Annotated in this window: 28 protein-coding genes and 1 riboswitch; of the genes, 13 read left to right on the top strand and 15 right to left on the bottom strand. The window is 73.6% G+C overall.

The features are described 5' to 3' along the window. Positions 1 to 110: 110 nt before the first annotated feature. From EDM22_RS16440 to EDM22_RS16430, 3 genes are all read right to left on the bottom strand, one after another. Positions 111 to 623, bottom strand: a complete 513-nt coding sequence (locus tag EDM22_RS16440; RefSeq protein ID WP_122938169.1) for a COG4315 family predicted lipoprotein — start codon at positions 621 to 623, stop codon at positions 111 to 113. A gap of 84 nt (positions 624 to 707) precedes the next feature. Next, positions 708 to 1,415 carry an anti-sigma factor family protein gene (locus EDM22_RS16435; RefSeq protein ID WP_170964173.1) on the bottom strand — a complete coding sequence of 236 codons (708 nt, stop codon included), beginning with the start codon at positions 1,413 to 1,415 and terminating at the stop codon, positions 708 to 710. Then, entirely contained in the window at positions 1,412 to 1,918 is a 507-nt protein-coding gene (locus EDM22_RS16430) for a sigma-70 family RNA polymerase sigma factor (RefSeq protein WP_122938167.1), read from the bottom strand. The genes EDM22_RS16435 and EDM22_RS16430 overlap by 4 nt, the downstream gene beginning before the upstream one ends. A 112-nt stretch (positions 1,919 to 2,030) precedes the next feature. Between EDM22_RS16430 and EDM22_RS16425 the strand changes: the two genes are divergently transcribed. Continuing rightward, the gene (locus tag EDM22_RS16425; protein WP_122938166.1) at positions 2,031 to 2,546 is read left to right on the top strand and encodes a DUF2231 domain-containing protein; all 516 of its coding nucleotides are present in this window, start codon (positions 2,031 to 2,033) and stop codon (positions 2,544 to 2,546) included. A 30-nt stretch (positions 2,547 to 2,576) separates the two neighbouring features. On the opposite strand, the gene gcvP is transcribed toward EDM22_RS16425, so the two are convergent. From gcvP to gcvT, 3 genes are all read right to left on the bottom strand, one after another. Then, on the bottom strand, positions 2,577 to 5,465 hold the full coding sequence (gene gcvP / locus EDM22_RS16420) for an aminomethyl-transferring glycine dehydrogenase (protein WP_122938165.1): 2,889 nt from the start codon (positions 5,463 to 5,465) through the stop codon (positions 2,577 to 2,579). Between the two features lie 14 nt (positions 5,466 to 5,479). After that, entirely contained in the window at positions 5,480 to 5,851 is a 372-nt protein-coding gene (gcvH, locus tag EDM22_RS16415; RefSeq protein ID WP_122938164.1) for a glycine cleavage system protein GcvH, read from the bottom strand. Positions 5,852 to 5,965: 114 nt separating this feature from the next. Further along, complete coding sequence (gene gcvT, locus EDM22_RS16410) at positions 5,966 to 7,144, bottom strand: glycine cleavage system aminomethyltransferase GcvT (RefSeq protein ID WP_245989481.1); 1,179 nt, start codon at positions 7,142 to 7,144, stop codon at positions 5,966 to 5,968. Positions 7,145 to 7,350: 206 nt separating this feature from the next. Then, a riboswitch (glycine riboswitch) is annotated at positions 7,351 to 7,458 on the bottom strand. Positions 7,459 to 7,755: 297 nt separating this feature from the next. Between gcvT and EDM22_RS16405 the strand changes: the two genes are divergently transcribed. After that, the gene (locus tag EDM22_RS16405) at positions 7,756 to 8,709 is read left to right on the top strand and encodes an endonuclease domain-containing protein (protein WP_138708115.1); all 954 of its coding nucleotides are present in this window, start codon (positions 7,756 to 7,758) and stop codon (positions 8,707 to 8,709) included. A 103-nt stretch (positions 8,710 to 8,812) separates the two neighbouring features. Here the strand turns inward: EDM22_RS16405 and EDM22_RS20200 are convergent, their stop codons facing one another. Then, entirely contained in the window at positions 8,813 to 8,938 is a 126-nt protein-coding gene (locus EDM22_RS20200) for a hypothetical protein (protein ID WP_281274100.1), read from the bottom strand. An 80-nt stretch (positions 8,939 to 9,018) separates the two neighbouring features. Between EDM22_RS20200 and EDM22_RS16400 the strand changes: the two genes are divergently transcribed. From EDM22_RS16400 to EDM22_RS16375, 6 genes are all read left to right on the top strand, one after another. Then, positions 9,019 to 9,792, top strand: coding sequence for an NUDIX hydrolase (locus EDM22_RS16400; protein WP_122938161.1), 774 nt, complete (start codon positions 9,019 to 9,021; stop codon positions 9,790 to 9,792). A 49-nt stretch (positions 9,793 to 9,841) separates the two neighbouring features. After that, the gene (gene nadA / locus EDM22_RS16395; RefSeq protein ID WP_122938160.1) at positions 9,842 to 11,221 is read left to right on the top strand and encodes a quinolinate synthase NadA; all 1,380 of its coding nucleotides are present in this window, start codon (positions 9,842 to 9,844) and stop codon (positions 11,219 to 11,221) included. A gap of 1 nt (position 11,222) precedes the next feature. Then, on the top strand, positions 11,223 to 12,872 hold the full coding sequence (gene nadB, locus EDM22_RS16390) for an L-aspartate oxidase (protein WP_122938159.1): 1,650 nt from the start codon (positions 11,223 to 11,225) through the stop codon (positions 12,870 to 12,872). Next, positions 12,872 to 13,801: a carboxylating nicotinate-nucleotide diphosphorylase gene (nadC, locus tag EDM22_RS16385; protein WP_122938158.1), complete on the top strand. Its 930-nt coding sequence runs from the start codon at positions 12,872 to 12,874 to the stop codon at positions 13,799 to 13,801. Before nadB ends, nadC begins: the two co-directional genes overlap by 1 nt. Continuing rightward, positions 13,798 to 14,943 (top strand): cysteine desulfurase family protein, encoded by a 1,146-nt coding sequence (locus EDM22_RS16380; protein ID WP_122938157.1) that lies wholly within the window; start codon positions 13,798 to 13,800, stop codon positions 14,941 to 14,943. Before nadC ends, EDM22_RS16380 begins: the two co-directional genes overlap by 4 nt. 158 nt (positions 14,944 to 15,101) lie before the next feature. After that, entirely contained in the window at positions 15,102 to 16,694 is a 1,593-nt protein-coding gene (locus tag EDM22_RS16375; protein ID WP_376917893.1) for a DHA2 family efflux MFS transporter permease subunit, read from the top strand. An 83-nt stretch (positions 16,695 to 16,777) separates the two neighbouring features. On the opposite strand, the gene EDM22_RS16370 is transcribed toward EDM22_RS16375, so the two are convergent. Further along, positions 16,778 to 18,436, bottom strand: coding sequence for a VWA domain-containing protein (locus EDM22_RS16370; RefSeq protein ID WP_138708114.1), 1,659 nt, complete (start codon positions 18,434 to 18,436; stop codon positions 16,778 to 16,780). A gap of 194 nt (positions 18,437 to 18,630) precedes the next feature. Then, on the bottom strand, positions 18,631 to 18,828 hold the full coding sequence (locus EDM22_RS16365; RefSeq protein WP_122938154.1) for a hypothetical protein: 198 nt from the start codon (positions 18,826 to 18,828) through the stop codon (positions 18,631 to 18,633). Between the two features lie 261 nt (positions 18,829 to 19,089). Between EDM22_RS16365 and EDM22_RS16360 the strand changes: the two genes are divergently transcribed. After that, positions 19,090 to 19,734 (top strand): phosphoribosyltransferase, encoded by a 645-nt coding sequence (locus EDM22_RS16360; RefSeq protein ID WP_122938153.1) that lies wholly within the window; start codon positions 19,090 to 19,092, stop codon positions 19,732 to 19,734. Between the two features lie 18 nt (positions 19,735 to 19,752). On the opposite strand, the gene EDM22_RS16355 is transcribed toward EDM22_RS16360, so the two are convergent. Then, complete coding sequence (locus tag EDM22_RS16355) at positions 19,753 to 20,628, bottom strand: putative protein N(5)-glutamine methyltransferase (protein WP_122938152.1); 876 nt, start codon at positions 20,626 to 20,628, stop codon at positions 19,753 to 19,755. A 186-nt stretch (positions 20,629 to 20,814) separates the two neighbouring features. Between EDM22_RS16355 and EDM22_RS16350 the strand changes: the two genes are divergently transcribed. Further along, the gene (locus EDM22_RS16350) at positions 20,815 to 21,441 is read left to right on the top strand and encodes a hypothetical protein (protein ID WP_138708113.1); all 627 of its coding nucleotides are present in this window, start codon (positions 20,815 to 20,817) and stop codon (positions 21,439 to 21,441) included. 90 nt (positions 21,442 to 21,531) lie between these two features. Here EDM22_RS16350 and EDM22_RS16345 read toward each other — a convergent pair whose 3' ends face one another. From EDM22_RS16345 to EDM22_RS16330, 4 genes are all read right to left on the bottom strand, one after another. After that, the gene (locus EDM22_RS16345) at positions 21,532 to 21,723 is read right to left on the bottom strand and encodes a hypothetical protein (protein WP_122938150.1); all 192 of its coding nucleotides are present in this window, start codon (positions 21,721 to 21,723) and stop codon (positions 21,532 to 21,534) included. Then, positions 21,720 to 22,538, bottom strand: coding sequence for an LON peptidase substrate-binding domain-containing protein (locus EDM22_RS16340; RefSeq protein ID WP_212591975.1), 819 nt, complete (start codon positions 22,536 to 22,538; stop codon positions 21,720 to 21,722). The genes EDM22_RS16345 and EDM22_RS16340 overlap by 4 nt, the downstream gene beginning before the upstream one ends. A gap of 90 nt (positions 22,539 to 22,628) precedes the next feature. Then, positions 22,629 to 23,498, bottom strand: a complete 870-nt coding sequence (locus EDM22_RS16335) for an Fpg/Nei family DNA glycosylase (protein ID WP_122938149.1) — start codon at positions 23,496 to 23,498, stop codon at positions 22,629 to 22,631. 138 nt (positions 23,499 to 23,636) lie between these two features. Next, positions 23,637 to 24,071: a MarR family winged helix-turn-helix transcriptional regulator gene (locus EDM22_RS16330; RefSeq protein ID WP_342768532.1), complete on the bottom strand. Its 435-nt coding sequence runs from the start codon at positions 24,069 to 24,071 to the stop codon at positions 23,637 to 23,639. Between the two features lie 33 nt (positions 24,072 to 24,104). On the opposite strand from EDM22_RS16330, the gene EDM22_RS16325 reads away from it, so the two are divergent. After that, a complete protein-coding gene (locus tag EDM22_RS16325) occupies positions 24,105 to 24,353 on the top strand; it encodes a hypothetical protein (RefSeq protein ID WP_245989480.1) in 249 nt (82 codons plus the stop codon). Between the two features lies 1 nt (position 24,354). On the opposite strand, the gene EDM22_RS16320 is transcribed toward EDM22_RS16325, so the two are convergent. Continuing rightward, positions 24,355 to 24,738 carry a DUF7882 family protein gene (locus EDM22_RS16320; protein ID WP_122938146.1) on the bottom strand — a complete coding sequence of 128 codons (384 nt, stop codon included), beginning with the start codon at positions 24,736 to 24,738 and terminating at the stop codon, positions 24,355 to 24,357. Positions 24,739 to 25,017: 279 nt separating this feature from the next. Between EDM22_RS16320 and EDM22_RS16315 the strand changes: the two genes are divergently transcribed. Both EDM22_RS16315 and EDM22_RS16310 read left to right on the top strand, forming a co-directional pair. Beyond that, positions 25,018 to 25,824: a hypothetical protein gene (locus EDM22_RS16315; protein WP_122938145.1), complete on the top strand. Its 807-nt coding sequence runs from the start codon at positions 25,018 to 25,020 to the stop codon at positions 25,822 to 25,824. An 89-nt stretch (positions 25,825 to 25,913) separates the two neighbouring features. Then, a partial coding sequence (locus EDM22_RS16310) for a hypothetical protein (protein WP_138708112.1) occupies positions 25,914 to 26,129 on the top strand: 216 nt, incomplete at its 3' end.

Below are 26,129 nucleotides of genomic sequence, written 5' to 3'. Positions count from 1 at the left end.
GCCCCGGCCGGTCAGCGCCTGAGCGGGCCGGCGCACGAGCCGGCCGGCGCCTGAGCGGGCCGGCACCCGAGCGGGCCGGCGCCCGAGCCGGCCCGGCCGGTGCGGTCGCGTCATCCGCCGATCTTCTCGCCTGCCGGCGTGAGCACCCACCAGATGCCGCCGACGCCCTGCCCGTTCGTGTCGCCCGCAGCGGAGTCGCCTGCGTAGTAGTAGAGCGGCCAGCCGTTCAGCGTGACCTGGGTGGCACCGTTCACGCCCGTGATCGTGCCGACCTCACCCGTCACGCCCTCGACCGAGGGCGTTGCGGAATCGGTGGTCACCGCCGGCCAGTTGGTGGCGCACTGGCCCTCGCAGGTGCTCACGCCGCTGCCCTGCGTGTCGTTGTCGTACATGTAGACCGTCATGCCCTTCCCGTCGACGACGATGTCGCCGAGGGACGAGCTCGCGGTGCCGAGCGCCGCGCCCGAGGCCGACGACGCGCCCGAGTCCGACGACGACGGGGACTCGCTGGCCGGCGGGGCGCCGTAGCCCGAGCCCGTGCTCGATCCGCCGCCGCTCGAACAGCCGGCGAGGGCGAGCGCGACCACTGCGGCGGCCAGTCCCGTTGCGATGCGGAGCTTCATGATGGAACCTCTCTCCTGCTCGTGACCGCGTGGGGCGGTCGAACGGAACACGAGGCGCACGCCCGAAAGGTTCACCGGTGCCGGTCAGTCGGGACTCGCCGAGAGCAGCACGTCGCCGCCCGCGACCGTGCGGATCTCGAGCGACGCGATGTCGTCGAGCGCGACGGCGGTCCCGGCCTGGAGCCGGGCGGTCGCCCCGGGCATCGCCCGCCAGCTCGAGACCTCGCTCTGCGTGCCGTCGCGACCGACGACGACGAGCACGTACGGCCAGCCGTCGCCGGTCGCGCTCGTGGCATCCGTCGACCCGGCCGTCCCGTAGGTGCAGTCGAGGTCGATCCGCGTGCCCCAGCCGACGGGCGTCAGCACCGCCGTGGCCGTGACCGGCACGTCGGCGACCGTCTCGAACGCGACGGTCTCGCCGACGGCGGCCGGCCGGAGGAACGCGAGCGGCACGAGCACCGCGACGAGCACGAGGGCCGCAGCCGCAGCGGCGATCCCGATCCGCAGGCGCGTGCGACGGATGCGGCGGCGGCGCCCCTCCCGGCGCACCGCGTCGAGCAGCTCGGGGCGCGGGGCGCCGGCCGGCTCGGCGTCGTCGTCGAGGAGCGCCATGCCGCGGTCGGGCGTCAGCCGGGCCAGGAGCCCGGGCATCGGCGCGAGTTCGGCGACCGCACGGCGGCACGCCTCGCACGCCTCGAGGTGCTCCTCGTACTCGCGGCGCTCGGCGGGCGACAGGGCGCCGAGCACGTAGGCCGAGTCCCAGTCGGCGTACCGCGCGTGGTCGGGATTCATCGCGTCACCCCCTTCTCCTGCAGCGCGAGGCGGAGCGCCCGCAGCCCGTAGTGCAGTCGCGACTTGACGGTGCCCTCGGGGATGCCGAGGCGGCGGGCGACCTCGGCGATGCTGCATCCGCCGTAGTAGGCGTGCACGATCACGGCGCGATGCTCGAGGTCGAGGCCGGCGAGCGCCTCCTCGACGAGCAGGCTCTCGAAGAGCGCGTCCGTGCCGTCCTCGCGCCCGCGCTCGGGCAGCTCGGCCACGCGGACCTCGTGCCGGTGGCGGGCGCTGCGCACCTCGTCGATCACGAGGTTGCGCGCGACGGTGAACATCCACGAGCGCGCCGACTCGGGCTCCTGCTCGAGGATGCGCGGGCTGCGCCACGCGCGCAGGAGCGTCTCCTGCACGATGTCGTCGGCGCCCGCGGGATCGCCCGTGAGGTGCACGACGTAGCGCCACACCGATGGGGCGTGGGCGTCGTACAGGGCCACGAGCCGGCGGTCGTCATCGGGCGGCATTCGTCACCTCCTGCCCGTACAACGATGCGGAGCGGCATCCGGTTCACCGAGGTCGCGCCAGACCCGTCGGCCCGCCGGTGAACCGCACGGGCCCCTGCATCGTGTCCTCGCCATGGATGCCTCGCACCTGACCCGGACCGCAGTCGACGACGTGCTCCAGATCGGGGGGCTGCCCCTCCATCCGCTCATCGTGCACGCGGTGGTCGTGCTCACACCGCTCACGGTACTCGCGTTGCTGCTCGGCACGTTCTGGCCGGCCGCGCGACGCAGGCTCGGCATCGTGACGCCGCTGGGGGCGCTCGTCGTGCTCGTGCTGGTGCCGATCACCGTCGCGGCCGGGCAGTCGCTCGCCGACGCGCTCGGTCCCATCCCCGCGGTGCAGACGCACCGGGGCTTCGGCCTCCTGCTCCTGCCGTGGGCGATCGCCCTCTTCGTGGTCGCTGCGGCGCAGTGGGCGTGGTACCGCTACTCCGACGAGCGGATGCGGCGGCGCTCGCCACGTGCGGCGCGCGCCGTGGTGATCGGGCTCGCCGCGGCATCCGTCGTCGTGGGCCTCGGCACGCTCGTGCTGCTCGTGCTCATCGGGGACTCGGGGGCACGGGCGGTGTGGGGCGGGCTCCTCGGGTGAGGGGGCCCGCCCCACGGGCGGCGCGCCTCGCTAGGCGAAGGCCTCGACCGGCGGGCAGGCGCACACGAGATTGCGGTCGCCGTAGGCCTGGTCGATGCGGCGCACGGGCGCCCAGTACTTGTTGCGCACGAGCGAGTGCACCGGGTAGACGGCCTGCTCGCGCGTGTAGGGGTGGGTCCACTCCCCCGCGATGACCGACTCCGCGGTGTGCGGGGCGTTGCGCAGCGGGTTGTCGTCGGCCGGCCACTCGCCGCGGCCCACCGCGTCGGCCTCGGCCTTGATCGCCACCATCGCCTCGATGAAGCGGTCGAGCTCGGCGAGGTCCTCCGACTCGGTCGGCTCGACCATGAGCGTGCCCGCGACGGGGAACGACATCGTCGGCGCGTGGAAGCCGTAGTCGATGAGGCGCTTCGCGACGTCGTCGACGGTGACCCCGGTCTCGGCCGTGAGCGGTCGCAGGTCGAGGATGCACTCGTGCGCGACGAGCCCGTTCTCGCCCGTGTACAGCACCGGGAAGTGGTCGCGCAGGCGCGCCGCGACGTAGTTCGCCGCGAGCACGGCCGTGGCCGTGGCCTGCTTGAGCCCCTCGGACCCCATCATGCGCACGTACGCCCACGAGATGGGCAGGATCGACGGGCTGCCGTACGGCGCCGCCGAGACCGGGCCGCCGTCGTGGCGGACGCCGCCCGCGTGGTCGTTGCGCTGCGCCATGGGGTGGCCCGGCAGGTACGGGGCGAGGTGCGCCTTCGCGGCGACCGGGCCGACGCCGGGCCCGCCCCCGCCGTGCGGGATGCAGAAGGTCTTGTGCAGGTTGAGGTGCGACACGTCGCCGCCGAAGTCGCCGAACCGGGCGAAGCCGAGCAGCGCGTTGAGGTTCGCGCCGTCGACGTAGACCTGGCCGCCCGCGTCGTGCACGGCCTGCGTGATCTGCGTCACCTCGTGCTCGTACACGCCGTGCGTCGACGGGTAGGTGATCATGAGGGCCGCGATGCGGTCGCCGTGCTCCGCGATCTTCGAGCGCAGGTCGTCGAGGTCGACGTTGCCGAGCTCGTCGCACGCGACGACCACGACGCGCATGCCGGCCAGCACGGCGGATGCCGCGTTGGTGCCGTGCGCGCTCGAGGGGATGAGGCACACGTCGCGCGCCTCGTCGCCGTTCGCACGGTGGTAGCCGCGGATCGCGAGGAGGCCCGCGAGCTCGCCCTGGCTGCCGGCGTTGGGCTGCAGCGACACCGTGTCGTAGCCCGTGACCTCGGCGAGCCACGACTCGAGCTGCTCGATGAGGCCGAGCGTGCCGACGACGTCGGCCTCGGGGGCGAACGGGTGCAGGTTGGCGAACTCGGGCCACGTCACCGACTGCATCTCGGTGGCGGCGTTGAGCTTCATCGTGCACGAGCCGAGCGGGATCATGCCGCGGTCGAGCGCGTAGTCGCGGTCGGCGAGCTGCTTGAGGTACCGCATCATCTGCGTCTCGGACTGGTGCGTGTTGAACACCGGGTGCTCGAGGTACGAGCTCGTGCGCCGCAGCGCCTCGGGCAGGCTCGCGGGCAGCTCGCGGAGCGAGATCGGCACCTCGATGCGGGGGTCGAAGCCGAACGCCTCGACGACGAGCGAGAGCTCGGCCCCGGTCGTGGTCTCGTCGACCGCGATGTGCACGGTGGCCTCGTCGGCCTCCCACACGTTCACGCCGAGCTCGCGGGCCCGGGCGACCACGTTCCTCGCGAGGCCCGGAACGTGCACGCGGATCGTGTCGAAGTACGCGTCGTGCGCGAGGGTGAGCCCGTACCCGGTGAGCGCGTCGGCGAGCGCCTTCGCCTTCGCCGCGGTCGTGACGGCGATGTGCCGGATGCCGCGGGGCCCGTGGTACACGGCGTACATCGACGCCATCACGGCGAGCAGCACCTGCGCGGTGCAGATGTTCGACGTGGCCTTCTCGCGGCGGATGTGCTGCTCGCGCGCCTGCAGGCTCAGGCGGTACGCGGGGTGGCCCGCTGCGTCCTGCGACACGCCCACGAGGCGGCCCGGCAGCTGGCGCTCGAGTCCCTTGCGCACGGCCATGTACCCGGCGTGCGGGCCGCCGAAGCCCATCGGCACGCCGAAGCGCTGCGAGGTGCCGACCGCGACATCCGCCCCCAGCTCGCCGGGGCTCGTCAGGAGCGACATCGCGAGCAGGTCGGCGGCGACCACGGCGAGCGCGCCCTGCGCCTTCGACGCGGCGATGACGGATGCCGGGTTCCACACGCGGCCCGAGGCGCCCGGGTACTGCACGAAGATGCCGAAGTGGTCGCCGAGGGCGGCGACATCCGTCGACTCGTCGAGGTCGGCGACGACGAGCTCGATGCCCACGGCCTCGGCGCGCGAGACGAGCAGCGCGTGCGTCTGCGGCAGGGCGTCGGCGTCGACGACGAAGCGGTTCGACGGGGACTTCGAGCCCCGGCGGGAAAGCAGCATCCCCTCGACGACCGCGGTGCCCTCGTCGAGCATCGACGCGTTGGCGGTGTCGAGGCCCGTGAGGTCGGACACCATCGTCTGGAAGTTGATGAGCGCCTCGAGGCGGCCCTGCGAGATCTCGGGCTGGTACGGCGTGTACGCCGTGTACCAGCTCGGGTTCTCGAGGACGTTGCGCTGGATGACCGCGGGCGTGATCGTGCCGGAGTAGCCGAGGCCGATCATCGAGGTGCGCACGGTGTTCTGCTCGGCGAGCGCGGCCAGTTCGGCGAGCGCCTGGCGCTCGGTCGCCGCCGCGGGGATGACCGAGTCGAGCACCTCGCCCATGCGGATCGCGGTGGGCACGGCCGCCGTCATGAGCGCGTCGAGCGAGTCGTATCCGAGCGCCGCGAGCATCCACTCGTGGTCGCGCGGGGTCGTGCCGATGTGCCGGCGGCCGAAGGCGTCGGCGTCGAAGGCGGAGGACTGCATCGGAGCGTGGATCCTCACTCGCCGACCAGGGCGCGGTACTCGTCGTGCGTGAGGAGCTTGGGCAGCGACGACGTGGTGACCTTGATGAGCCAGCCCTCGCCGAACGGGTCGCTGTTCACGAGCTCGGGAGAGTCGACGACGGCCTGGTTCGCCTCGACGACCTCGCCGTCGACGGGCGCGAAGAGCTCGCCGACCGACTTCGTCGACTCGATCTCACCGACGACCGAGCCCGAGGTGATGGCGGTGCCCGCGGCGGGCAGGTCGACGTAGACGACGTCGCCGAGCTTCTCGGCGGCGTAGTCGGTGATGCCGATGGTGACGGTGTCGCCGTCGACCTGCACCCACTCGTGCTCTTCGGTGTACTGCAGTGCGGTCTGGTCGGTCATGGGGTTCTCCTCGAGGTGGTTCGGTGCCGGCTGGGCCGGTGCGGTCGTGTTCAGTGCGGTGCGGTGCGGTGGTTCGCTGGTGCGGCGGGTGCCGTCGACGGCGCCGGTCGACGGTCAGGCGGTGCGCTTGTAGAACGGCAGTGCGACGACGGATGCCGCGATGCGGGTGCCGCGCACGTCGACGAACAGCTGCGAGCCCGGCTCGGCGGCATCCGGAGCCACGAACGCCATCGCGACGGGGTGGCCGAGCGTCGGCGACAGCGCGCCCGAGGTGATCTCCCCCACGCGGCGCGCGTCGGGGCCGTCCCCGTCGAAGACCTCGTAGCCGGCGCGCGGTGCGCGGCGTCCCTCGGCGGTGAGGCCGACGAGCACGGGCGCGCCCTCGGCGGGGCCCTGCTCGATCGCCTTCCTGCCGACGAAGTCGCCGTCCTTCGTGAGCGCGACGACGCGGCCGAGACCCGCTTGCACCGGCAGGATGTCGCGGCCGAGCTCGTGTCCGTAGAGCGGCATGCCCGCCTCGAGTCGGAGCGTGTCGCGGCTCGCGAGTCCGCACGGCACGACGCGCGGGCCGCCCGTCTCGCGCAGTGCGTCCCAGAGGCGCGCGGCGCGGTCGGGGGCGACGTAGAGCTCGAAGCCGTCCTCGCCCGTGTAGCCGGTGCGCGCGACGAGCACGGGCTCGCCCTCGTACTCGGCGGCGACCGCACGGTAGTACTTGAGTGCGGCGACCGCGGCGACGAAGTCCTCCTCGTCGTTGCCCGGGCCCTGGATGCCGAAGCCCGGCGTCTGCTGCAGCACCTCGAGGGCGTCGGGACCCTGCAGGGCGATGAGCGCGATGTCGTCGCTCTCGTCGAACACCTCGGTGTCGAACGGCGAGGTGCGGTCACGGAGCTCCTCGGCGACGACCTCGCGGTTCGAGGCGTTCGCGACCACCATGTAGCGGTCCTCGCCGGTGCGGTACACGACGAGGTCGTCGATGACCCCGCCGTCGCGGCCGAGCAGCAGCGAGTACTTGGCCTGGCCGAGGGCGATCGCGGAGAGCTTGCCGGCGAGCGCGTAGTCGAGCGCCTCGGCGGCCTCGGGACCGACGACGATGATCTCGCCCATGTGCGAGAGGTCGAAGAGGCCCGCGGACGTGCGCACGGCATGGTGCTCGGCGAGGTCCGACGAGTAGCGCACCGGCATCTGCCAGCCGGCGAAGTCGGTGAACGAGGCGCCCGCCGCGCGGTGCACCTCGTCGAGGGGGCTGCGTCGTTCGGTGCTGACGGGGTCGGTGGTGCCGGTTGCTTCGGTCACGAGTTCTCCAGAGTCGCGCGGATCGCGGCAGGCGCCGCGTGAGAACTCCCCCTCTGTCATGGGCCTGAGAGTTTCGCGTCGCACCCGTGGGGCGCTCGGCTTTCACCGTCGGCGGCTCCGGCCGGGGCGGAGATCTCGATACGGGTCAGGCTACGCCTGGCCCTGCTCGATCGCTCCGCGCTCGTCGGAGCACTTTTCAGAGCGGCCTCGTCATCGCGGTGTAGGTGACCTGAGAGATTGGCGGGGAGGCTTGCTCCTTCGGTGCCGGCCGGCGCTGCGTCAGCAGCACTGCCCGGCTCTCCCGCGACGCGTCGATGGCCCGGTGTGAGATTGTGCGACGAGTCTACCAACCCGCCGGCGCGTCGGGCCGACCTTGGTCCCGCAGCCCCTCGGGCCCCCGCCCGCGCCGTTCATCGCCGCATCGCGACATCGCGACCCCGCCGCGTCCCCGCCCCCACCCCATTCCACCCCACCCGGAATCCCTGCGAGGTCGCATCTCCTGTCGCTCTCAGCGCTGGCAACGACATCTGCTGCGACCTGGTGCGGACGCGAACCGGGTTGTGGAGAGAGCGGGCGGCGCGCGAGCAGCATGCATGCCGCAGGGTGGGTGGGTGCGCAGGCCCCGTCCGCTCCCGTCCGAGCTCGCCGACGTCGGCGCGTTCTCGGCGCTGCGTGCGCGCGAGCTCGGAGTGACGCCGGGCCGCTTGCGGGGCGGCGATCTCGAGACGCCGCGTCGCGGCATCCGTCATCGCGTCGGTGCCCCGCCGACGGTCGTCGAGCTGATCGCGGCGATGGGCGAGCGGATGCCGCAGCACCACTGCCTCAGCCACGCGAGCGCCGCGCTGCTCAAGGGGGTGCCGCTCCCCCTCGCGATCGAGCAGGACGCGCGCGTGCACGTCTCCGTGCTCGGCGAGGGCGCGATGCCGCGGGGGCGCGGCGTCGTCGGACATCGCATCGACCCCGCACGCGCCGTGGTGATCGACGCAGGCGGCATCCGTGTGACGGATGCCGCGACCACGTGGTGCCAGCTCGCGACGGTCCTGGGCCTCGACGACCTGGTCGCGGCGGGCGACGTCATCGTGACCGGCGGGGCTTCGGTCGGCGGACGTCGCGGTGCGGCATCCGTGACAGCCCTTGCCGCGGCGGTCGACCGGCATCGCGGCTCGCCCGGCGCGTCGCTGCTGCGCGAGGCGCTGCCGCTCGTGCGCTACGGACCCCTGTGGCGCAGGGAGTCGCTCGTGCGATTGCGCCTCGTGCGCGCGGGGCTGCCGGAGCCGCGGCTGAACTTCCGGGTGCGCGAATGCGAGACGGATGGGCGGCATACCGTCGTCGACCTGGCCTACCCCGCGTATCGCGTTGCGATCGAGTACGAGGGCGACCACCATCGCTCGCCAGCGCCGTTCCGTCGCGACCTGCGTCGCATCGAGCGGCTCCACGACGCGGGCTGGATCGTGATTCGCGCGACGGCCGACGATGTGCCCGACGATCCGAACGCGCCGGCCGCGGTCGCCTTCGCGAAGCGGGTCGCCGCACGCCTCGCCGCGCGGGGCTGGTCGCCGGCCTGAGCTGCTCGCTCCATGCGGCACTCCCTCGCTCGTCCTCCCCTCGCTCATCGCGAGCGCAGCAGCGGGGTCGCACGAGATGTCGTTCCGGGACAGCATTCCGACGTCATGTGCGACCCAGCGGATCCACGCCCGCCGAGGTGGCGAGCAGCGCGAGCAGCGCGAGCAGCGCGAGCAGCGCGAGCAGCGCGAGCAGGGCGAGCAGGGGCCGCGGCGCGGCATCCGGCGTCATGGATTCGCGTTCGTGTCATGTTGACTGTAAGCTGTTCCCAGCACTTCGAGTCAGATCGACTCTAAGAAGGGAGGCAGCGGATGTCGCAGCAGCATGGCCACGGCGCGCAGGCCCGACTCGCGGTCTCCACCGTGATCTTCGCGCTCTCGCCCGACGTCGACGGCGACGGGGTCGAGCGGCCGAGCCTGCGCATCCCGCTCGTGCGCCGCCTGCGGGAGCCCGGCGCCGGGCGCTGGGCGCTCCCCGGCGGCTGGCTCCCCGTCGACGAATCGCTCGAGGCCGCAGCCGCGCGCACGCTCCACGAGACCACGGGGCTCGCCCCGAAGTACCTCGAGCAGCTCTACACGTTCGGGGAGCCCGACCGCTCGCCCGACGAGCGGGTCGTCTCGGTCGTGTACTGGGCGCTCGTGCACTCGGACGAGGTCGAACGCGCGGTCGCCGACGAGAATGTGCAGTGGTTCGACGAGGACGAACTCCCCCACCTCGCATTCGACCACCACGAGATCATCGACTACGCGCTCTGGCGGCTGCGCACGAAGCTCGAGTACTCGGGCATCGCGCACGCGCTCCTCGGCGAGCGGTTCACCATGGCCGAACTCCGCGGCGTGCACGAGGCCGTGCTGCGCAAGCGCCTCGACCCGGCCAACTTCCGCCGCACCATGGAGGCGTCGGGCACGCTCGTCGACACGGGCGAGCGGCTCGCGGGCACGCGGCATCGTCCGCCGGCGCTCTACCGCTTCGACGCGTCACGCACTCCGGCCGCCCCGCCCCCAACGGATGCGGCCGCCCACGACGCCGCGCACGCGTCATCCGCCTCCCACGACGCCGCGCACGCGGCATCCGCCTCGGCCTGAGCCGCCCCGATCCCCACCGCACGAGCACCGAACGCAAGGAACGATCCGCATGACCATCGCACCGACTCCCCCGCGCGACACCGCCGCAACGCGTGCCGCCGCCTCCGTCGACCGCGCGATCCGCCTGATCCAGACGGGTTCCGCGGCCGGTGCGACCTGCTCCCCCGAGCTCGCCAAGGGCCCGTGGGAGTTCGACGCGGGCCCCATCGGCTACGGCCCCGGCTCGTCGATGGGCGACGTCATCCCCACCGGGTCGCCGCGCCAGGGCCGGCTGCCCGAGTCGTACCGCACCGCGACCGACGCCGAGCTGCACGACCGCATCCGCGCCGCGAAGGCGACGCTCGGCGAGCGCGTCGTGGTGCTCGGCCACTTCTACCAGCGCGACGAGGTCATCGAGCACGCCGACTTCGTGGGCGACTCGTTCCAGCTCGCCAACGCGGCACTGACCCGGCCGGATGCCGAGGCCATCGTCTTCTGCGGCGTGCACTTCATGGCCGAGACCGCGGACCTTCTCTCGACGCCCGAGCAGGCCGTGATCCTGCCGAACCTCGCCGCCGGCTGCTCGATGGCCGACATGGCCGACGAGTCGAGCGTCGAGGAGTGCTGGGAGCAGCTCGAGTCGGTCTACGGCGACCTCACCGCGGTCGACGCCGACGGTCGCGTGCCGGTGATCCCCGTGACCTACATGAACTCGTCGGCGGCGCTCAAGGGCTTCGTCGGTCGCAACGGCGGCATCGTCTGCACCTCGTCGAACGCGAAGACGGTGCTCGAGTGGGCGTTCGAGCGCGGCCGGCGGGTGCTCTTCTTCCCCGACCAGCACCTCGGCCGCAACACCGCCAAGGCGATGGGCGTGCCGCTCGAGCGGATGCCGATGTGGAACCCGCGCAAGCCCCTCGGCGGCAGCACTGCCGCCGAGCTCGACGACGCCCGCGTCATCCTGTGGCACGGCTTCTGCTCGGTGCACCGTCGCTTCACGGTCGACCAGATCGCCCAGGCGCGTGCCGAGCACCCCGGCGTGCAGGTTATCGTGCACCCCGAGTGCCCGATGCCGGTCGTCGACGCAGCGGATGCCGCGGGCTCGACCGATTTCATCGTGAAGGCCATCCAGGCCGCCCCCGCGGGTTCGACGTTCGCGATCGGCACCGAGATCAACCTCGTGCAGCGGCTCGCGGCGGAGTACCCGCAGCACGAGATCTTCTGCCTCGACCCCGTCGTGTGCCCGTGCTCGACGATGTACCGCATCCACCCCGGCTACCTCGCGTGGGTCCTCGAGGAACTCGTCGCCGGCCGGGTCGTGAACCGCATCGAGGTGTCCGACGACGTGGCCGACCCGGCGCGCGTCGCCCTCGAGCGGATGCTCGCGGCGAAGCCGCCCGTCCCCGCCGGTCCCGTACCTGCGCCGGTCGCGGCGCCCGCCGCGGAGGCCTGACATGGTGCACGTGCTCGTCGTCGGCGGCGGCATCGCGGGGCTCTGGACCGCGGTGAAGGCGGCCGACGCCGGGCACACCGTGGAGCTCGTGACGAAGACCGAGCTCGCCGAGGGCAACACCCGCTACGCGCAGGGCGGCATCGCCGCGGCGCTGTTCCCCGACGACTCCGCCGAGCGGCACTTCGCCGACACGATCGAGGCGGGCGCGGGCCTCGCCGATCCCGTCGCGGTGCGCGTGCTGGTCGACGAGGGGCCGGCGCGTGTGCGCGACCTCATCCGCTTCGGCGTCGCGTTCGACCGCGACGAGTCCGGCCTCTCCCGCGGACTCGAGGCGGCGCACTCGCGGGCGCGCATCGTGCACGCCGGCGGCGACTCCACGGGTGCGGCGATCGAGGCGGCGCTCGTGGCGACCGTGCGTCGCCGCGCCGTGCGCATCGACGAGCACACGATGCTCGCCGACCTGCTCGTCGAGGGCGGCCGAGTGGTCGGCGCGCGGCTCCTGACGGCCGCCGGTGAATTCGTCGAGCGACGTGCCGACTCGGTCGTGCTCGCCACCGGCGGCACCGGATGCCTCTACCGGCATACGACGAATCCCGCCGTGGCGACGGGCGACGGCGTCGCCGCGGCCTGGCGCGCCGGCGCGGCCGTCGCCGACCTCGAGTTCACCCAGTTCCACCCCACCGCGCTCGCAGCGCCAGGCACGCCGCTCATCTCCGAGGCGGTGCGCGGCGAGGGGGCGGTGCTCCGCGACCGGGACGGCGATCGCTTCATGCTCGCGGTCGATCCGCGGGCCGAGCTCGCGCCGCGCGATGTCGTGGCCCGCGCGGTGTGGCGGCGGATGCAGGCGCAGCACGGCGAGCCGGTGCGGCTGGACGCCACGGCGCTCGGCGCCGCGTTCCTCGCCCGTCGCTTCCCGGGCCTCGACGAGGCGTGCCGAACGGCCGGCTACGAGTGGGGCCGGGAATCCGTTCCCATCACGCCCGCGGCGCACTACGCGATGGGCGGCGTCGTCACCGACCTCGACGGCCGCACGAGCCTGCCCGGGCTCTGGGCGGTCGGCGAGACGGCCCGCACGGGCGTGCACGGCGCCAATCGGCTCGCCTCGAATTCGCTGCTCGAGGCGGCGGTGTTCGCGGATCGGGCGGCGCGGTCGTTGGGCGAGGCGGGCGGGGCCGCGGCGAGCATCCCGAACTCCGGATCGACCGTGCGACACGCCGTCGCAGACGCCGGCCCAGACGGCGCGCCGGATGCCGCGTCCGGAGTCGTGCACGCGGCGACGGCGTCGAACGGTCACCCCGTCGCGGCCACGGGCGCAACCGAGCCCGTCGACCGTGCCGCGCTGCAGGAGCTCATGTGGACGCACGTCGGACTCGAGCGCGACGCGGCGGGCCTCGCCGAAGCATCCGATCGCCTCGCCGCCTGGCGGGCGCCGGAGGTGCACGACCGCCGCACCGCGGAGGATCGCAACCTGCTCGAGCTCGCCCGGCTCACCGTCGCGGCGGCGCTCGCACGGCGCGAGAGCCGCGGTGCGCACTTCCGCACGGACGCGCCCGCTGCGGCATCCGTCGCCCCGACCGCAGCGCCCGTGCCCATGCCCGCCGTCGCATCGGCACCCGCCCCCGCATCCGCACCCGAACGAGAGGCCGCCTGATGACCGACGCCCGCGAGATCGACCGCGTCGTCGGCGCCGCGCTCGACGAGGACGCGCCGTGGGGCGACCTGACCGGCGAGACGCTCATCCCGGAGGCGGCCACCGCCACCGCCGAGCTCGTCGCGCGCGAGCCCGGCGTGCTGAGCGGCGTCCGCGTCGTCGAGGCCGCGTTCCGGCTCGTCGACCCGCGCATCGTCGTGGAGACGCCGCTGCCCGACGGGGCGGCGTTCGCAGCGGGCGACGTGCTCGCCCGCGTGAGCGGCCCGGCCCGCGGCATCCTGCGCGCCGAGCGCATCGCCCTCAACTTCGTGCAGCGCATGTCGGGCGTCGCGACCCTCACGGCGGCCTACGTGGCCGCGGTCGCGGGCACCCGCGCGCGCATCGTCGACACGCGCAAGACCACGCCGGGCCTGCGCAGCCTCGAGCGCCAGGCCGTGCGCGACGGCGGCGGCCGCAACCACCGACGCTCGCTCTCGGACGCGGTGATGGCGAAGGACAACCACCTCGCGGTGCTCACGGCCGGTGGCCGCGATCTCGCCGAGGCATTGCGCGAGGCTCGCGAGCGGATGCCGCACACCGCCCACCTCGAGGTCGAGGTCGACCGGGTCGACCAGATCGACGCCGTGCTCGCGGGCGGGGCCGACACGATCATGCTCGACAACTTCACCCTGCCCGAGCTGCGCGAGGGCGTCGCCCGCATCGCCGGCCGCGCGATCGTGGAAGCCTCGGGCGGCGTCTCGCTCGACACGGTGGCCGCGATCGCCGCGACGGGCGTCGACGTCATCTCGGTGGGCGCGCTGACGCACTCGGCCCGGGCGCTCGACGTGGGGCTCGACGTCGTGATCGAGACGCCGGCCCCGGCGACGGCGACGGCGACGGCGACGGATGCCGCTGCGCCGACGCCCGCCGGGTCGCGGGAGCAACCGTGATCTTCCTCGACCACGCCGCCACCACGCCCGTGCGCCGCGAGGCGCTCGAGGCGATGTGGCCGTACCTCACGGGGGCGTTCGGCAACCCGTCGAGCCACCACGGGCTCGGCGACGAGGCGGCCCGGGCGCTCGCGTCGGCGCGGGCCGAGGTCGCGGCGGTCGTCGGATGCAGGCCCGGCGACGTCGTCTTCACGTCGGGCGGCACCGAGGCCGACAACCTCGCCGTGAAGGGGCTCGCGCTCGCGAACCCCCGCGGACGCCACGTCGTCGTCTCGCCCATCGAGCACGAGGCGGTGCTCGAGGCCGCCGACGCGCTCGTGCGCCTGCACGGGTTCGAGCTCTCCCGGGTGGCGGTCGACGAGCACGGCGTCGTCACCCCCGAGGCGCTCGGCCGCGTCATCCGACCCGACACGACCCTCGTCTCGGTGCAGCTCGCGAACAACGAGATCGGCACCGTGCAGCCCATCGCGGAGCTCGCCGCGATCGCGCACGCGTCGGGCGCGCTCATGCACACGGATGCCGTGCAGGCGGCCGGCTGGCTCCCGCTCTCGCTCGACGCGCTCGGCGTCGACGCCCTCTCGCTCGCGGGGCACAAGGTCGGCGCGCCCAAGGGCACCGGGGCCCTCATCGTGCGCGGGCGCCTGCCGCTCGAACCCGTGCTGCACGGCGGCGGGCAGGAGCGCGGTCGCCGCTCGGGCACCGAGAACGTGGCCGGCGCGGTCGCGTTCGCCACGGCGCTGCGGCTCGCCGAGGCCGAGCGAGCGGATGCCGCGGCTCGCGTCGGCACGCTCGCGGCCCGGTTCCGCGACCTCGTGGCGGAGGCGGTGCCCGACGCGGTGCTCACGGGCCACCCCGTCGACCGACTGCCGGGAACGGTGTCGTACGTCTTCCCCGGCACGAGCGGCGAGGCCGTGCTGCTCGAGCTCGAACGGCGCGACGTCGTCTGCTCGAGCGGCTCGGCGTGCGCGGCCGGCAGCGACGAGCCGTCGCACGTGCTCACGGCGCTCGGCATGCCCGCGGAGCTCGCGCAGACCGCCGTGCGGTTCACGCTCGGCGCCACGACGACCGCCGACGAGGTCGAGGCGGCCGCGGCATCCGTCGGCGAGGCGGTGTCGGCGGTGCGGGGTATCGTGCGGTCATAGGCGATCGCGCCGATGCGTCGCGGCTGAGCGTTCTCGGCGATGTGATGCGTACGTATGCATGTCGCCGATCGGGAATAGCCCGTCGCGCAGCCCCGGTTGTCTCCTCGTATCCGTGTCGTTTCGGCGGCACCCGCACACGTCACCGATTGGACGCACCCTTGACCGAACGACCTCACGTCGGCGTCGACGTCGACAGCACGGAACGCGTCGAGCCCGACGCCACCGGCGCATCGACGAACCCGACCGCGCGGTCGCGGCCCGCCGCGCCTGCCCCTGCCCCTGCCCCTGCCCCTGCCCCTGCCCTCAGCCCGTCGGCGCCCGAGAACGCCGCACGCAACTCGCGCGTGATCTGGCTCATCCTCGCCGCCTCGTTCGTCGTGATCCTCAACGAGACGATCATGGGCGTGGCGATCCCGCACCTCGTCGACGACCTCGGCATCACCCTGCAGGCCGCGCAGTGGCTCACCACCGCGTTCATGCTCACGATGGCCGTGATCATCCCCATCACGGGGTTCCTGCTGCAGCGCTTCACGACGCGCACGATGTTCATCGCGGCGATGACGCTTTTCTCCACGGGCACGCTCCTCGCGGCGCTCTCCCCCGGCTTCGAGATGCTGCTGCTCGCCCGCGTGGTGCAGGCCAGCGGCACCGCCATCATGATGCCGCTGCTCATGACCACGATCATGACCCTGGTCGCGGCCGCCGATCGCGGCCGCTTCATGGGCCGCGTCTCGATCGTGATGTCGGTCGCGCCCGCCCTCGGGCCCACGATCTCGGGCCTGATCCTGTCGTACCTCTCGTGGCGCTTCATGTTCTGGCTCGTGCTGCCCATCGCGCTCGTCATGCTCGTCATCGGCATCCGCCGCGTCGAGAACGTGAACGAGCCGCGCGTCGTGCCCATCGACGTGTTCTCCGTCGTGCTCTCGGCGATCGGCTTCGGCGGGCTCGTCTACGGGCTGAGCCTGATCGGCAGCGCGGCAGCCGGCGGGGCGGCCGGCGTGCAGCTCTGGGTCGCGATCGCCGTGGGCGTCCTCGGGATCGCGGCGTTCATCGTGCGCCAGCTGCTCCTGCAGCGCAGCGACCGCGCGCTCCTCGACCTGCGCACGTTCCTCTCGCGCAACTTCGCGGTGTCGGTCGCACTCATGGCCGTGCTCATGGCGGCGCTGTTCGGCACGCTCATCCTGCTCCCCATCTACCTGCAGAACGTGCTCGGGCTCGAGCCCCTCGCGACGGGCCTGCTGCTGCTGCCGGGCGGACTCACGATGGGCCTCCTCGGTCCCCTGGTGGGCCGGCTCTACGACCGGTTCGGCCCCACGCCGCTCCTGGTTCCCGGCAGCATCCTCGTGAGCGCCGTGATGTGGACGCTCACGACCGTGGGCACCGAGACGTCGCCGTGGCTCGTGCTCGCGGCGCACATCACGCTCTCGATCGGGCTCGCGTTCATGTTCACGCCCCTCTTCACCTCGGCGCTCGGCTCGGTCGAGCCGCGCTTCTACTCGCACGGATCGGCGGTCGTCGGCACGGTGCAGCAGGTGGCCGGCGCCGCCGGCACGGCGTTGTTCGTCACGGTCGCCGCAGCGCAGGCGGCGGTGGAGTCGTCGGCCGGCACGAGCCTCGCCGAGGCCGAGGCCGCCGGCATCCGGTCGGCCTTCCTCGTCGGCGCGATCCTCTCGCTCGTCGCCGTCGTGGGGTCGCTGCTCGTGCGCAAGCCCGCCGACATGATGGCGGGTGCGGGGCCCGCAGCGCACTGACACGCGGTACGAACAGGAGGGCCCGGCGCATCGCGCCGGGCCCTCCCTCGTCGCACGGCGCCGACCGGTCGGACGTCGCCGCGCTACCCGCAGTCCGGCCGGCAGCTGCGCTGCGAGAGGGCGTCGACGAGCACCGTGCTGAGGTCTTCGGGCTTCGACGCGGAGTAGGCGGCGCCCTTCGTGGCCTTCGCGATCTTCTGCATGGCCTCGAGGTCGGTGTCGGGGCCGAAGCCGATCATGATGACGGGCACGGGCTTCGCCGGATCGTCCATCTTCTCGAGCTCCGCCAGGAGGGCGTCGAGGGTGATCCCGTTGTCGTCCTCGTTCCGCCCGTCGGTGATGAGCAGCACCGAGTTGACCTTCTCCGGGTCGTAGCTCTCACGGACGCGCTTCACCGCGGCGAGCGTGGTGTCGTACAGTCCGGTGGCTCCGCCCAGGCGCGAGGGGAGCGACTGGATGATGCCCGCGATCGCCTGGGTGTGGGCCGCGTCGGCGAGCGGTGCGATCGGGGCGAGGTCCTCGTAGTCGAGGTCGCCGTTGCGCGCGGTCGAGAAGACCCAGACGCCCATCTCGACCTCGCCCGAGAACTTCTGCATCGCGCCGACCGCGGCCTGCTGGAAGATGTCGATGCGGCGCAGCCCGTTCTCGGCGGGCTCCTCCATCGACCCCGACACGTCGATGACGGCGAGCATGCGCGAGCGGAGCGTGAGCACGCCCCAGGCGCGCAGGATCTCGAGCTGCGCGGCGCCGTCGGCCGCCGGCTGCGCCGCCGGCGCGGAGACCGCGACGCCGGGCGCGTCGAGCTCGCCCGTGCCGCCGGGACCGCGGAACCCCGCCTTCGCGAAATGCTCGGTCGCCCGGTGCAACGCCTGCTCGAGGTCGTCGAGCGCGGCGGGCGCGTCGTCGCCGATGCGCACGAAGGGGTAGTCGAGCAGCAGGGTGCCGTCGGACGGGTACGCGGCCACGAGGGGCTCGACCGAATCGTCGGCGTTGCGCTCGGCGATGAGCGCCTCGCTCGTGACCACGACGCTCGGCTGCGACGCCGAGGCGAGCGCTCCGAAGGCGGCCGTCGTGGACGCGGGGATCGACTTGCCGAGCGCGATCATCGCGCCGGCGAACTGGCGGGGATCGTCGGCCGACGAATGCGCCTTCAGTGCGAGCAGTCCGGCGAGGCTCGCGGCGGAGGCCTCCGGGTCGGGCAACAGGGTGGGCAGCGTGCCGCCGAGCACGCGCTGCCAGCTCACGGGCTCGGAGGCGAGCTGCTCCGCGTCGGCGGCCGGTGCGGCGAAGACGACCGGAGACGTCGCGACCGACTCGCCCACCTCGACCGCCGGTGCGCCGAGGCCCAGCGAGGTGGCCGTCGCCGTGGTTCGGTCGATCCACACGCTGGAGTCGGGGATCCACGCGTCGGCGGTGAGGCTGCCCGCGGCGAGCGCGGCCGCCGTGTCGGCGGCGTCCTGCGCGCGCACCTCGGTCTGCACGCACCGGTCGGGGTCCGCGTCGAAGTCCGCGGCCAGCTCGGTCACCGCGGGAGCGATCGACGGATCGGCCACGATCACCAGGTCGGTGACCTGCTCGCACGCAGGCTCGTCGGCCGAGGCGAGCAACGGGTCGAGGTGCCCGCCCACCCACAGGAAGACCGCGGAGGCGACGACGCCCACGACCGCGATCCCCGCGACGATGGACACGACGAATCGGCGGTCCGGCTTCTGCGCCGGAGCCGCGACGCTGTGACGTCCCACGGACACTCCAACCGATCGACGGCGCCGCAGCGCCGCCGAATCCCAGTCTGAACGGGTTCCCCCCGTTCAGGGGGAAGGATCGCCCTCAGTGTAGGCGAACATGAGCGATCCGCGAACCGGCGACACGGGCGGCGGGCGGCGCCCCCGCACCGCCCGCCTGTTCGGGCCGCCCGGGGCCCGATGATCCGGTCGGATCACTCGTCGCGCATCGCCTCCTTGGCGGCATTGCGACGTTCGACCGAATCACGTTCCGCCTCGGCACGCTTCACCGCGGCGTCCGCCTTGACCTCGTCGAATTGATCCTTCGCACGGTCGACGGTGTCGTCGATCTTCCGGCCCGCCTGCTCGGCGGCCTCGGAGACCGTCTCCTTCGCGTCATCCAGGAAACCCATGGGTCGCTCCCTTCGTCGAGGAATCCGACGTTACGGAGTGCCATCCGGGGCGCTCAAGGGCTTGACGCGCCGGAACGGCACCGCTACCCGCGCGAGGGGCGGCAGCGAGTCCCGCGACGCACGCGACCTCCGGCCTATCCGCATCGGATGCCGCGGGGCTAGGGTCGGGTCGGAGACGCGCCGGGCGACGCCTCGACCACGAGGCTCGCACGGCGCTCCACGGGGGATCTGAGCGCCGCATCGCGGCATCCGGAGGTCGGCATGCGCAACTTCGAGAATCGGCGGGACGCGGGACGCAAGCTCGCCGCGCTGCTCACGGGTCGCGACTGGGGCGATGCCGTCGTGCTCGGGCTGCCGCGGGGCGGCGTGCCCGTGGCCGACGAGGTGGCCCGCGCGCTCGGGGCCCCGCTCGACGTGCTCATCGTGCGCAAGCTCGGTCTGCCGCGCCAGCCGGAGGTGGCGATGGGCGCGATCGGCGAGCAGGGCTCGCGCGTCGTGAACGACGACGTGGTGCGTTCGGGGGGCGTCACCGACGACGAGCTCGCCCGGGCCGAGTTGCACGAGCGGGGCGAGCTGGAGGCTCGGGTGGAGCGCTTCCGAGCCGGGCGGCCGCCGCTGCCGCTCGCCGGTCGTACCGCGATCGTCGTCGACGACGGGGTGGCGACGGGTGCGACGGCGCGGGTGGCGTGCCAGGTCGCGCGCGCCCGCGGAGCGGCCAGGGTGGTCCTCGCGGTGCCCGTCGCGGCGGCCGACGCGATCGCGAACGCCACCTGGGCCGACGAGATCGTGTGCGTCGAGCGCCTCGAGTGGTTCATGGCGGTCGGACTCCACTACGTGGACTTCCGGCAGACCTCCGACGCCGAGGTCGCGCAGATCCTCGAGCAGGCGGCGCAGCCGCCGGAGTGAGCCGGGCGCCGGGTCGCGTCAGCGCGCCCGCCGGCCGATCACGACGGTCGCGTCGTCCTCCTCCGACCGCTCGATGCGCGACTCGAGACCGCCCGCGGCGACGAGCGCCCGGGTCGTCGCCGCCTGGTGCTCGCTCGTCTCGATGAGCAGATGCCCGCCGGGCGCGAGCCAGAGCGCAGCGGATGCCGCGACGCGCCGGTGCACGTCGAGGCCGTCGTCTCCCCCGTCGAGCGCCATCCGCGCCTCGTGTTCGCGCGCCTCGACGGGCATCGTGGCGACGGCGGCGGTGGGCACGTAGGGCGCGTTCACCGCGAGCACGTCCACACGCCCCCGGAGTCGCACCGGGAGCGGATCGAACAGGTCGCCCTCGACCACGAGACCGCCGAGCGGCTCGAGGTTGCGCCGGGCTGCGCGCACCGCAGCGGGGTCGAGGTCGGCGGCCACGAGGTCGAGGGGGCGCGGGGCGAGCGCCGACGCCACGGCCGCCCCGATCGCGCCGGCCCCGCAGCAGAGGTCGACCACGACGGGAGTGCGCTCGTGCTCGTCGTCGGAACCTGCCGCCGCGGCCGCCGCGGCGAGCCGAGCCGCGTGCCGCGCGAGGAACTCGGTGCGCCGGCGGGGCACGAAGACACCCGGTTCGAGCAGGATGCGGAGCCCGGCGAACTCCGCCCAGCCGAGCACCTGCTCGAGGGGCTCCCCGGCCACGCGGCGCGCGACGAGCCCCTCGAGGGTCGCCGCGGCATCCGCCCCCGAGGGGTGGGCCCCAGCGGACTCCGCCCCCGAGGATTCCGCCTCAGCGGACTCGGCGACCGCCGCGCGCAGCAGTCGCGCCTCGTCCTCGGCGAACACGCATCCGGCGGCGCGGAGCCGCGCCACGAGCCCGTCGTCGGTCATCGCCGCACCCCGACGGCGAGACGGGCGCGGCGCACGGCGGAGGCGGAGGCGGGCATATGGGGCATGGTAGCGGCGGGCGCGCCGCGGCACGCGCGCTTGCACACACGAGGCGGGTCGCGCAAGCGGTTGCCGACGGGTTCCGCAGGGGGTTGCATTGGCCGGATCGACCCGAGGAGGTTGTTCATCGTGGATACCAGCACCATCATCTGGATCATCGTCGGCATCGTGGTGGTCATCGCGATCGTCGTCATCGTGTGGCTCGTGACCGCGCGGAGCCGTCGCGAGCACCAGCTCGAGGCACAGCGGCAGAAGGCCGCGGAACTGCGCACGAGCGCGGCCGACACCGACCTGGCCGCGCGCGAGCGTGAGGCCGAGGCGCTTCGTGCCGACGCGGCCGCCCGCAAGGCGGAGGCCGACGCGGCGCAGGCACGCGCCGACGCCGAGCGACTCTCGCGTGAGCGCGCCGAGCGTCAGGGCGATGCCGAGCGCCTGCGCGCCGAAGCCGCGGAGCACCAGCGGAAGGCCGACGAGGTCGACCCCGACGTCCAGACGATCGACGGGCGCGGCGACGTGCGCGACGACACCGGCGTCGACGGTCGCCCGGTCGACCCGCGGTACGCCGACGACCGCACCGTCGACTCTCAGTACGTCGACGCGCCCGCCGACGGGTACGCGGACGACGCGCAGGCCCCGCGCCACGCCTCGGGCGTGCGCAGCGCCGATGCGGCACCGGTCGTCGACGAGCGGATCGACCCGCGCACGACCGACCCGCGCGTCACCACCGACCCGCGGGACCCGCGCACCGGCGCCTGACCGCCGGCACCCTCGACCCGGGCGGAGGCCCGCGACCCCGGCACGACTGGGCGCGGGCCTCCGCCTCGCTCGTGTGCTCCCGGCGGGCGGTCAGCCGAACACGTGCCGGATGCCGAGCTCGAGGTCGATCTCGTCGTGCAGCGTGTCGACGGAGCATCCGTTCGGGCATCGGTAGTCGATGACGGCGAGCCCGGCGTCGCCCATCGTGGGCACCACCGTCACGAGCGCCGCGGCGGTGGCTCCGCACTGCGGGCAGTCGAGTCGGATCCAGCGATCGGTCATGTCGAGGTCCCCCGTGGGTGGTCGTCGGATTCGTCGTCGTCGTCCGCGCCGTCGCCGTCCGGCCCGTCGCCGTCCGGCCCGTCGCCGTCCGGCCCATCCCCGGTCGGCCCGTCAGCCGAGCGCGCATCCCTCGTGCGCTCGTCGGTCGCGCCGGCCTCCCGGAGGGCGCGAGCGATCTCCGCGTCGAGCTCGTCCTCGACCGTCCACGGCGTCGTGAGCACCTCGCCGGCGCCGAGCGTGAGGTCGATGAGCCGCATGAGCAGCTCGCGCATGGTCGTCGACCGCAGGAGCGCGACCTGGTCGAGCTGCGTCAGCGGGGCGATGCCCGCGAGCTGCCAGGCCGACTCCACGGGGTCGTCGCTGAGCTCCACGTCGGCGTCCCACGGCAGGTCGACGAATTCGCTCGCCCGGCGGATCGTGCGCCGCACGATGAGCTCCGCCTGCTCGCGCATCGGCGCCAGGCGTTCGTCCCACTCGAGCTCGGGGAGGTCGCGCACCACCGCAGCGGGATGCGGGTCGTCGTCGAGCCACTCGACGACCTCGATGCGCCGCCCGCCGCGCGCGAGCACGGCGAGGTCGCCGTCGTTCGCGCCGAGCTCGGTGACGGTGGCCACGGTCCCGTAGCCGAATCGCCGCTGCGCCTCGGCGCCGGCCGCCTCGCGCCCGCTCTCGATGAGCACGACGCCGAACTCCGCGGGCTCCATCGCGAGCACGCGCGACATCATGACGAGGTAGCGCTCCTCGAACACGCGGAGCGCCAGGGGCATGTGCGGGAACAGCACCGACCCGAGGGGGAACATCGCGAACGACGTCATGCGCCGAGTGAACCACGCGAGGCTGAAAACCAGGCGCGAACCGGGCGGATGCCGCGCCCCCGCGCACGACGGGCAGGCCCGATCCTGCGTCTACTTCAGCAGCCGGGAGAGCACCCGGTCGGCCAGGGGCTTGCCGCCCGTCTGGCACGTCGGGCAGTACTGGAACGTGGAGTCGTGGAAGATGACCTGCCGCACGGTGTCGCCGCACACGGGGCACGCCTCGCCGGTGCGCCCGTGCACGCGCATGCGGCGGCGCTTCGAGTCCTTGAGCTCGGCGGCGGGCTTGCCGGATGCCTCGGCGAGCGCCTCGCTCAGGGTGTCGCGCATCGCGGCGTAGAGCCGGGCGACGTCGTCGGGCCCGAGCTTCGCCGCGAGGAGGTACGGCGACATCTTCGCGACGTGCAGGATCTCGTCGGAATACGCGTTGCCGATGCCCGCGATCACCGACTGGTCGCGCAGGAGCCCCTTGAGCTGGGTGCGACGCCCGGCGAGGATCGCGGCGAAGTCGTCGAGGGTGAAGTCGTCGCGCATCGGGTCGGGACCGAGTCGCGCGATGCCGGGCACCTCGCCCGGATCGCGCACGACGTAGACGGCGAGCGACTTCTTGGTGCCCGCCTCGGTGAGGTCGAACCCCGAGCCGTCGTCGAGGCGCACCCGCAGCGCGATCGGCGACTTGCCCGGGCGGACGACCGTGGCGGGCAGTTGGTCGTACCAGCGCAGCCATCCCGCGCGAGCGAGGTGGAAGACGAGGTGGAGCGGCTCCGCCCCGCCGAACACGAGGTCGAGGAACTTGCCGTGGCGCGCGACATCCGTGACCGCACGCCCCTCGAGCGCGTGCAGGGGCGGATCGAACGTCTTCAGCGCCGCGATCGCCGCGACGCGTGCCGAGGTGACCGCGCGCCCGACGGTGCGCTCGCGCAGGAACTGGGCGAGCGCCTCGACCTCGGGCATCTCGGGCACGTGTTCATCGTGGCATCCGCGGCCGACATCCGCACGGAGTTGCCCTCGACGGCAGGATGCCTCCACGGCCCCCGGCGGTCGGGCGTCGGGCGCTCGGGGCGGCCCGGCGTCCGGGCGCCCGGGCGCCCGGGCGCGCGGTCAGTCGACGCGCTCGGCGGCGGCGAGCAGCTCGGTCAGCTCGTCGCGCAGGCGCTCCAGCCGCTCGATCGGCACACCCAATCGGGCGACGACGTGCTCGGGCACGCGGGTGGCGAGCTCGCGCAGCGCCGCGCCCTCGTCGGTGAGCGCGATGTCGACCGCGCGGGGATCGCCGGCGTTGCGGGTACGGGTCACGAGGCCGGCCGACTCCAGCCGCCCGATGAGCGGGCTGAGCGTGGCCGGCTCGACGTGCAGCCGGTCGGCGATCTCGCGCAGGTGCATCGGGCTCCGCTCCCACAGCGCGAGCATCACGAGGTACTGCGGGTGCGTGATGCCCAGGGGGGCGAGCGCCGGCTTGTACAGGCGCACCACCTCGCGGCTGGTCGCGGCGAGCGCGAAGCACAGCTGCCGGTCGAGTTCGAGCGGATCGTTCACCACTCCAGAATATAGCGAGTACACTCATTATTCGTGCACGAACAAAAACTTCCGACTCCGTGGGACGGCAAGCCCGGCTTCTGGGCGTGGGTGAACCGCACCCTCTACCCGATCGCCGGACCGGCCCAGGTGGGCATCGGCCGACCCGAGGAGCCCTACCGCGCGCCCGCCGATCCGCGCTGCCCCCTCTGCGGGGAGTCGATGACGCGACACGTCGTCGAGCGCGGCGACGCCAACGCGCCCACGCGGCTCCACTGCCCGGCGCCCGTCGAGGGCGCCTGAGTCACTCGGCGGGCAGCGGCATCCGTCTCGCCGGCTCCGCTTCGCCGGGCGCGACGTCGACGGCGGATGCCGCGGCATCCTGATCCAGGCGGAACGCCTGCACGAGCTGCGGGGTGAGGTTGAGCCCCCGCACCGAGTTCGCCGCCATCATCAGCCGGTTGAGCCACGCGCGATCGAGCTTCGGCGGTCTCGCCGACTCGAACGTCGCGACGACGGTCGTGGAGGGGTTCACGATGACCTCGTCGCGGAGCCCCTCCTCGGAGACCCACGCGATGCTCACGGGTTCGCGCACCCGGAGCTTCGAGATGATGACGGCGTGCACGTGCGCGAGCACGTCGTCGTCGAGGTGGATGCGGGCGATGCGACCGAGCAGCAGTGTTCCCACCGACGTCCTTCCGGGGGCAAGGGCAAGGGCAGGCCGGCGATCCCCTGCGTGGGTGCGTCGTCGAACGGGACGCGATCGCCCGGCCTGCCCGCGGGTTCGGGTGCCCGCTCGTCATTCATACGCAGCCGTGCGGATTCACGGGAGGGACTTGACACGCGCCGGTCCCGTCTGGAACGAGCCCGGCGACGGTACGTCGACCCGAGGGGGTGGCGCGCGGGATCGGCGGGGAGCACGCTGGTGGGAAGGCGCGACCACGGCGCCGCGCGGATCGGAGCGAGCATGCCTCCCGCACCCCGGCGCGTCCACGCCGCCGCCCTCCTCGTGATCGCCCTCGTCCCGCTCGCCACGCTCACCGCGTGCACCGGCGGCACGCCCGCGCCGCCCGCGGCATCCGGATCGCTGCCGCGCAGCGACGAGCCCGTCGACCTCGACCCGGCGCAGTTCACCGTGGAGATCGACAACCCCTACTGGCCGATGAAGCCGGGGACCCGGTGGACGTACCGGGAGCTCGACCCCGGCGGCGACGCGTTCACCGTCGTGGTGACGGTGACGAGCGAGACGAAGACCGTCGCGAACGGCGTCGAGGCGCGCATCGTGCGCGACACGGTGAGCCGCGGCGACGAGGTCGTCGAGGACACCTTCGACTGGTACGCGCAGGACGCCGACGGCGCGATCTGGTACCTCGGCGAGGACACCGCCGAGTTCGAGGACGGCCGCCTCGTCTCCACGGAGGGATCCTTCGAGGCCGGCGTCGACGGGGCCCTCGCCGGCATCGCGGTGCCAGCCGACCCCGCGCCGGGCATGTCGTACCGCCAGGAGTACTCCGCCGGCCACGCCGAGGACTCGGGCGAGGTGCTCAGCGTGACCGAGATCGTCGAGGTCCCCGACGGCTTCTTCCGCGATGCGATGCTCACGCGCGACACGAACGCCCTCGAACCGGATGCCGCGGAGCTCAAGCTGTACGCGCCCGGCGTCGGCCCGGTGCTCACCCTCGATATCGCCGGCGGAGCCGGGCGCGAGGAGCTGCTGAGCGTCACGACCGTTCCCGACGGCACCGCCCTCGGTCCGCTCGGCTCGCCCGACTGACCGGCGCGGATCGGTCCGTCGTCGCCGCGACCCGACACGGGTGCCGCCGCCTCGGTACGGCGGCGGCGCATCCGCCCTAGGATCCCGGTGTGGATACGAATGCCGCGCGCCGGGTGCTGCGCATCGACGAGCGGGCCCCGCTCACGGCGGAGACGGTCGAGGCCGCCTACTCGCGCGAGGCCTGGGAGCGGCATCCGTCGCGCTATCCCGAGGGCGAGGCGCGCGTCGCCGCCGACGCCTGGGCCGGCACCCTCGCCGAGGCCCGCGCCGTGCTGCTCGACTCCGTGCTGCGGGCCGAGGCAGCG

It is taken from the genome of Agromyces tardus (genome assembly GCF_003710805.1).
GTDB lineage: Bacteria > Actinomycetota > Actinomycetes > Actinomycetales > Microbacteriaceae > Agromyces > Agromyces tardus.
This window is presented reverse-complemented; position numbering and strand designations above follow the sequence as displayed.

Excerpts from the sequence above, each read along its gene's own strand:
- EDM22_RS16440 (WP_122938169.1), bottom strand. The coding sequence starts at position 623 with ATGAAGCTCCGCATCGCAACGGGACTGGCCGCCGCAGTGGTCGCGCTC.
- EDM22_RS16435 (WP_170964173.1), bottom strand. The coding sequence starts at position 1,415 with ATGAATCCCGACCACGCGCGGTACGCCGACTGGGACTCGGCCTACGTG.
- EDM22_RS16430 (WP_122938167.1), bottom strand. The coding sequence starts at position 1,918 with ATGCCGCCCGATGACGACCGCCGGCTCGTGGCCCTGTACGACGCCCAC.
- EDM22_RS16425 (WP_122938166.1), top strand. The coding sequence starts at position 2,031 with ATGGATGCCTCGCACCTGACCCGGACCGCAGTCGACGACGTGCTCCAG.
- gcvP (WP_122938165.1), bottom strand. The coding sequence starts at position 5,465 with ATGCAGTCCTCCGCCTTCGACGCCGACGCCTTCGGCCGCCGGCACATC.
- gcvH (WP_122938164.1), bottom strand. The coding sequence starts at position 5,851 with ATGACCGACCAGACCGCACTGCAGTACACCGAAGAGCACGAGTGGGTG.
- EDM22_RS20200 (WP_281274100.1), bottom strand. The coding sequence starts at position 8,938 with ATGACGCCGGATGCCGCGCCGCGGCCCCTGCTCGCCCTGCTCGCGCTG.
- EDM22_RS16400 (WP_122938161.1), top strand. The coding sequence starts at position 9,019 with ATGTCGCAGCAGCATGGCCACGGCGCGCAGGCCCGACTCGCGGTCTCC.
- nadA (WP_122938160.1), top strand. The coding sequence starts at position 9,842 with ATGACCATCGCACCGACTCCCCCGCGCGACACCGCCGCAACGCGTGCC.
- nadB (WP_122938159.1), top strand. The coding sequence starts at position 11,223 with ATGGTGCACGTGCTCGTCGTCGGCGGCGGCATCGCGGGGCTCTGGACC.
- nadC (WP_122938158.1), top strand. The coding sequence starts at position 12,872 with ATGACCGACGCCCGCGAGATCGACCGCGTCGTCGGCGCCGCGCTCGAC.
- EDM22_RS16365 (WP_122938154.1), bottom strand. The coding sequence starts at position 18,828 with ATGGGTTTCCTGGATGACGCGAAGGAGACGGTCTCCGAGGCCGCCGAG.
- EDM22_RS16360 (WP_122938153.1), top strand. The coding sequence starts at position 19,090 with ATGCGCAACTTCGAGAATCGGCGGGACGCGGGACGCAAGCTCGCCGCG.
- EDM22_RS16355 (WP_122938152.1), bottom strand. The coding sequence starts at position 20,628 with ATGACCGACGACGGGCTCGTGGCGCGGCTCCGCGCCGCCGGATGCGTG.
- EDM22_RS16345 (WP_122938150.1), bottom strand. The coding sequence starts at position 21,723 with ATGACCGATCGCTGGATCCGACTCGACTGCCCGCAGTGCGGAGCCACC.
- EDM22_RS16340 (WP_212591975.1), bottom strand. The coding sequence starts at position 22,538 with ATGACGTCGTTCGCGATGTTCCCCCTCGGGTCGGTGCTGTTCCCGCAC.
- EDM22_RS16315 (WP_122938145.1), top strand. The coding sequence starts at position 25,018 with ATGCCTCCCGCACCCCGGCGCGTCCACGCCGCCGCCCTCCTCGTGATC.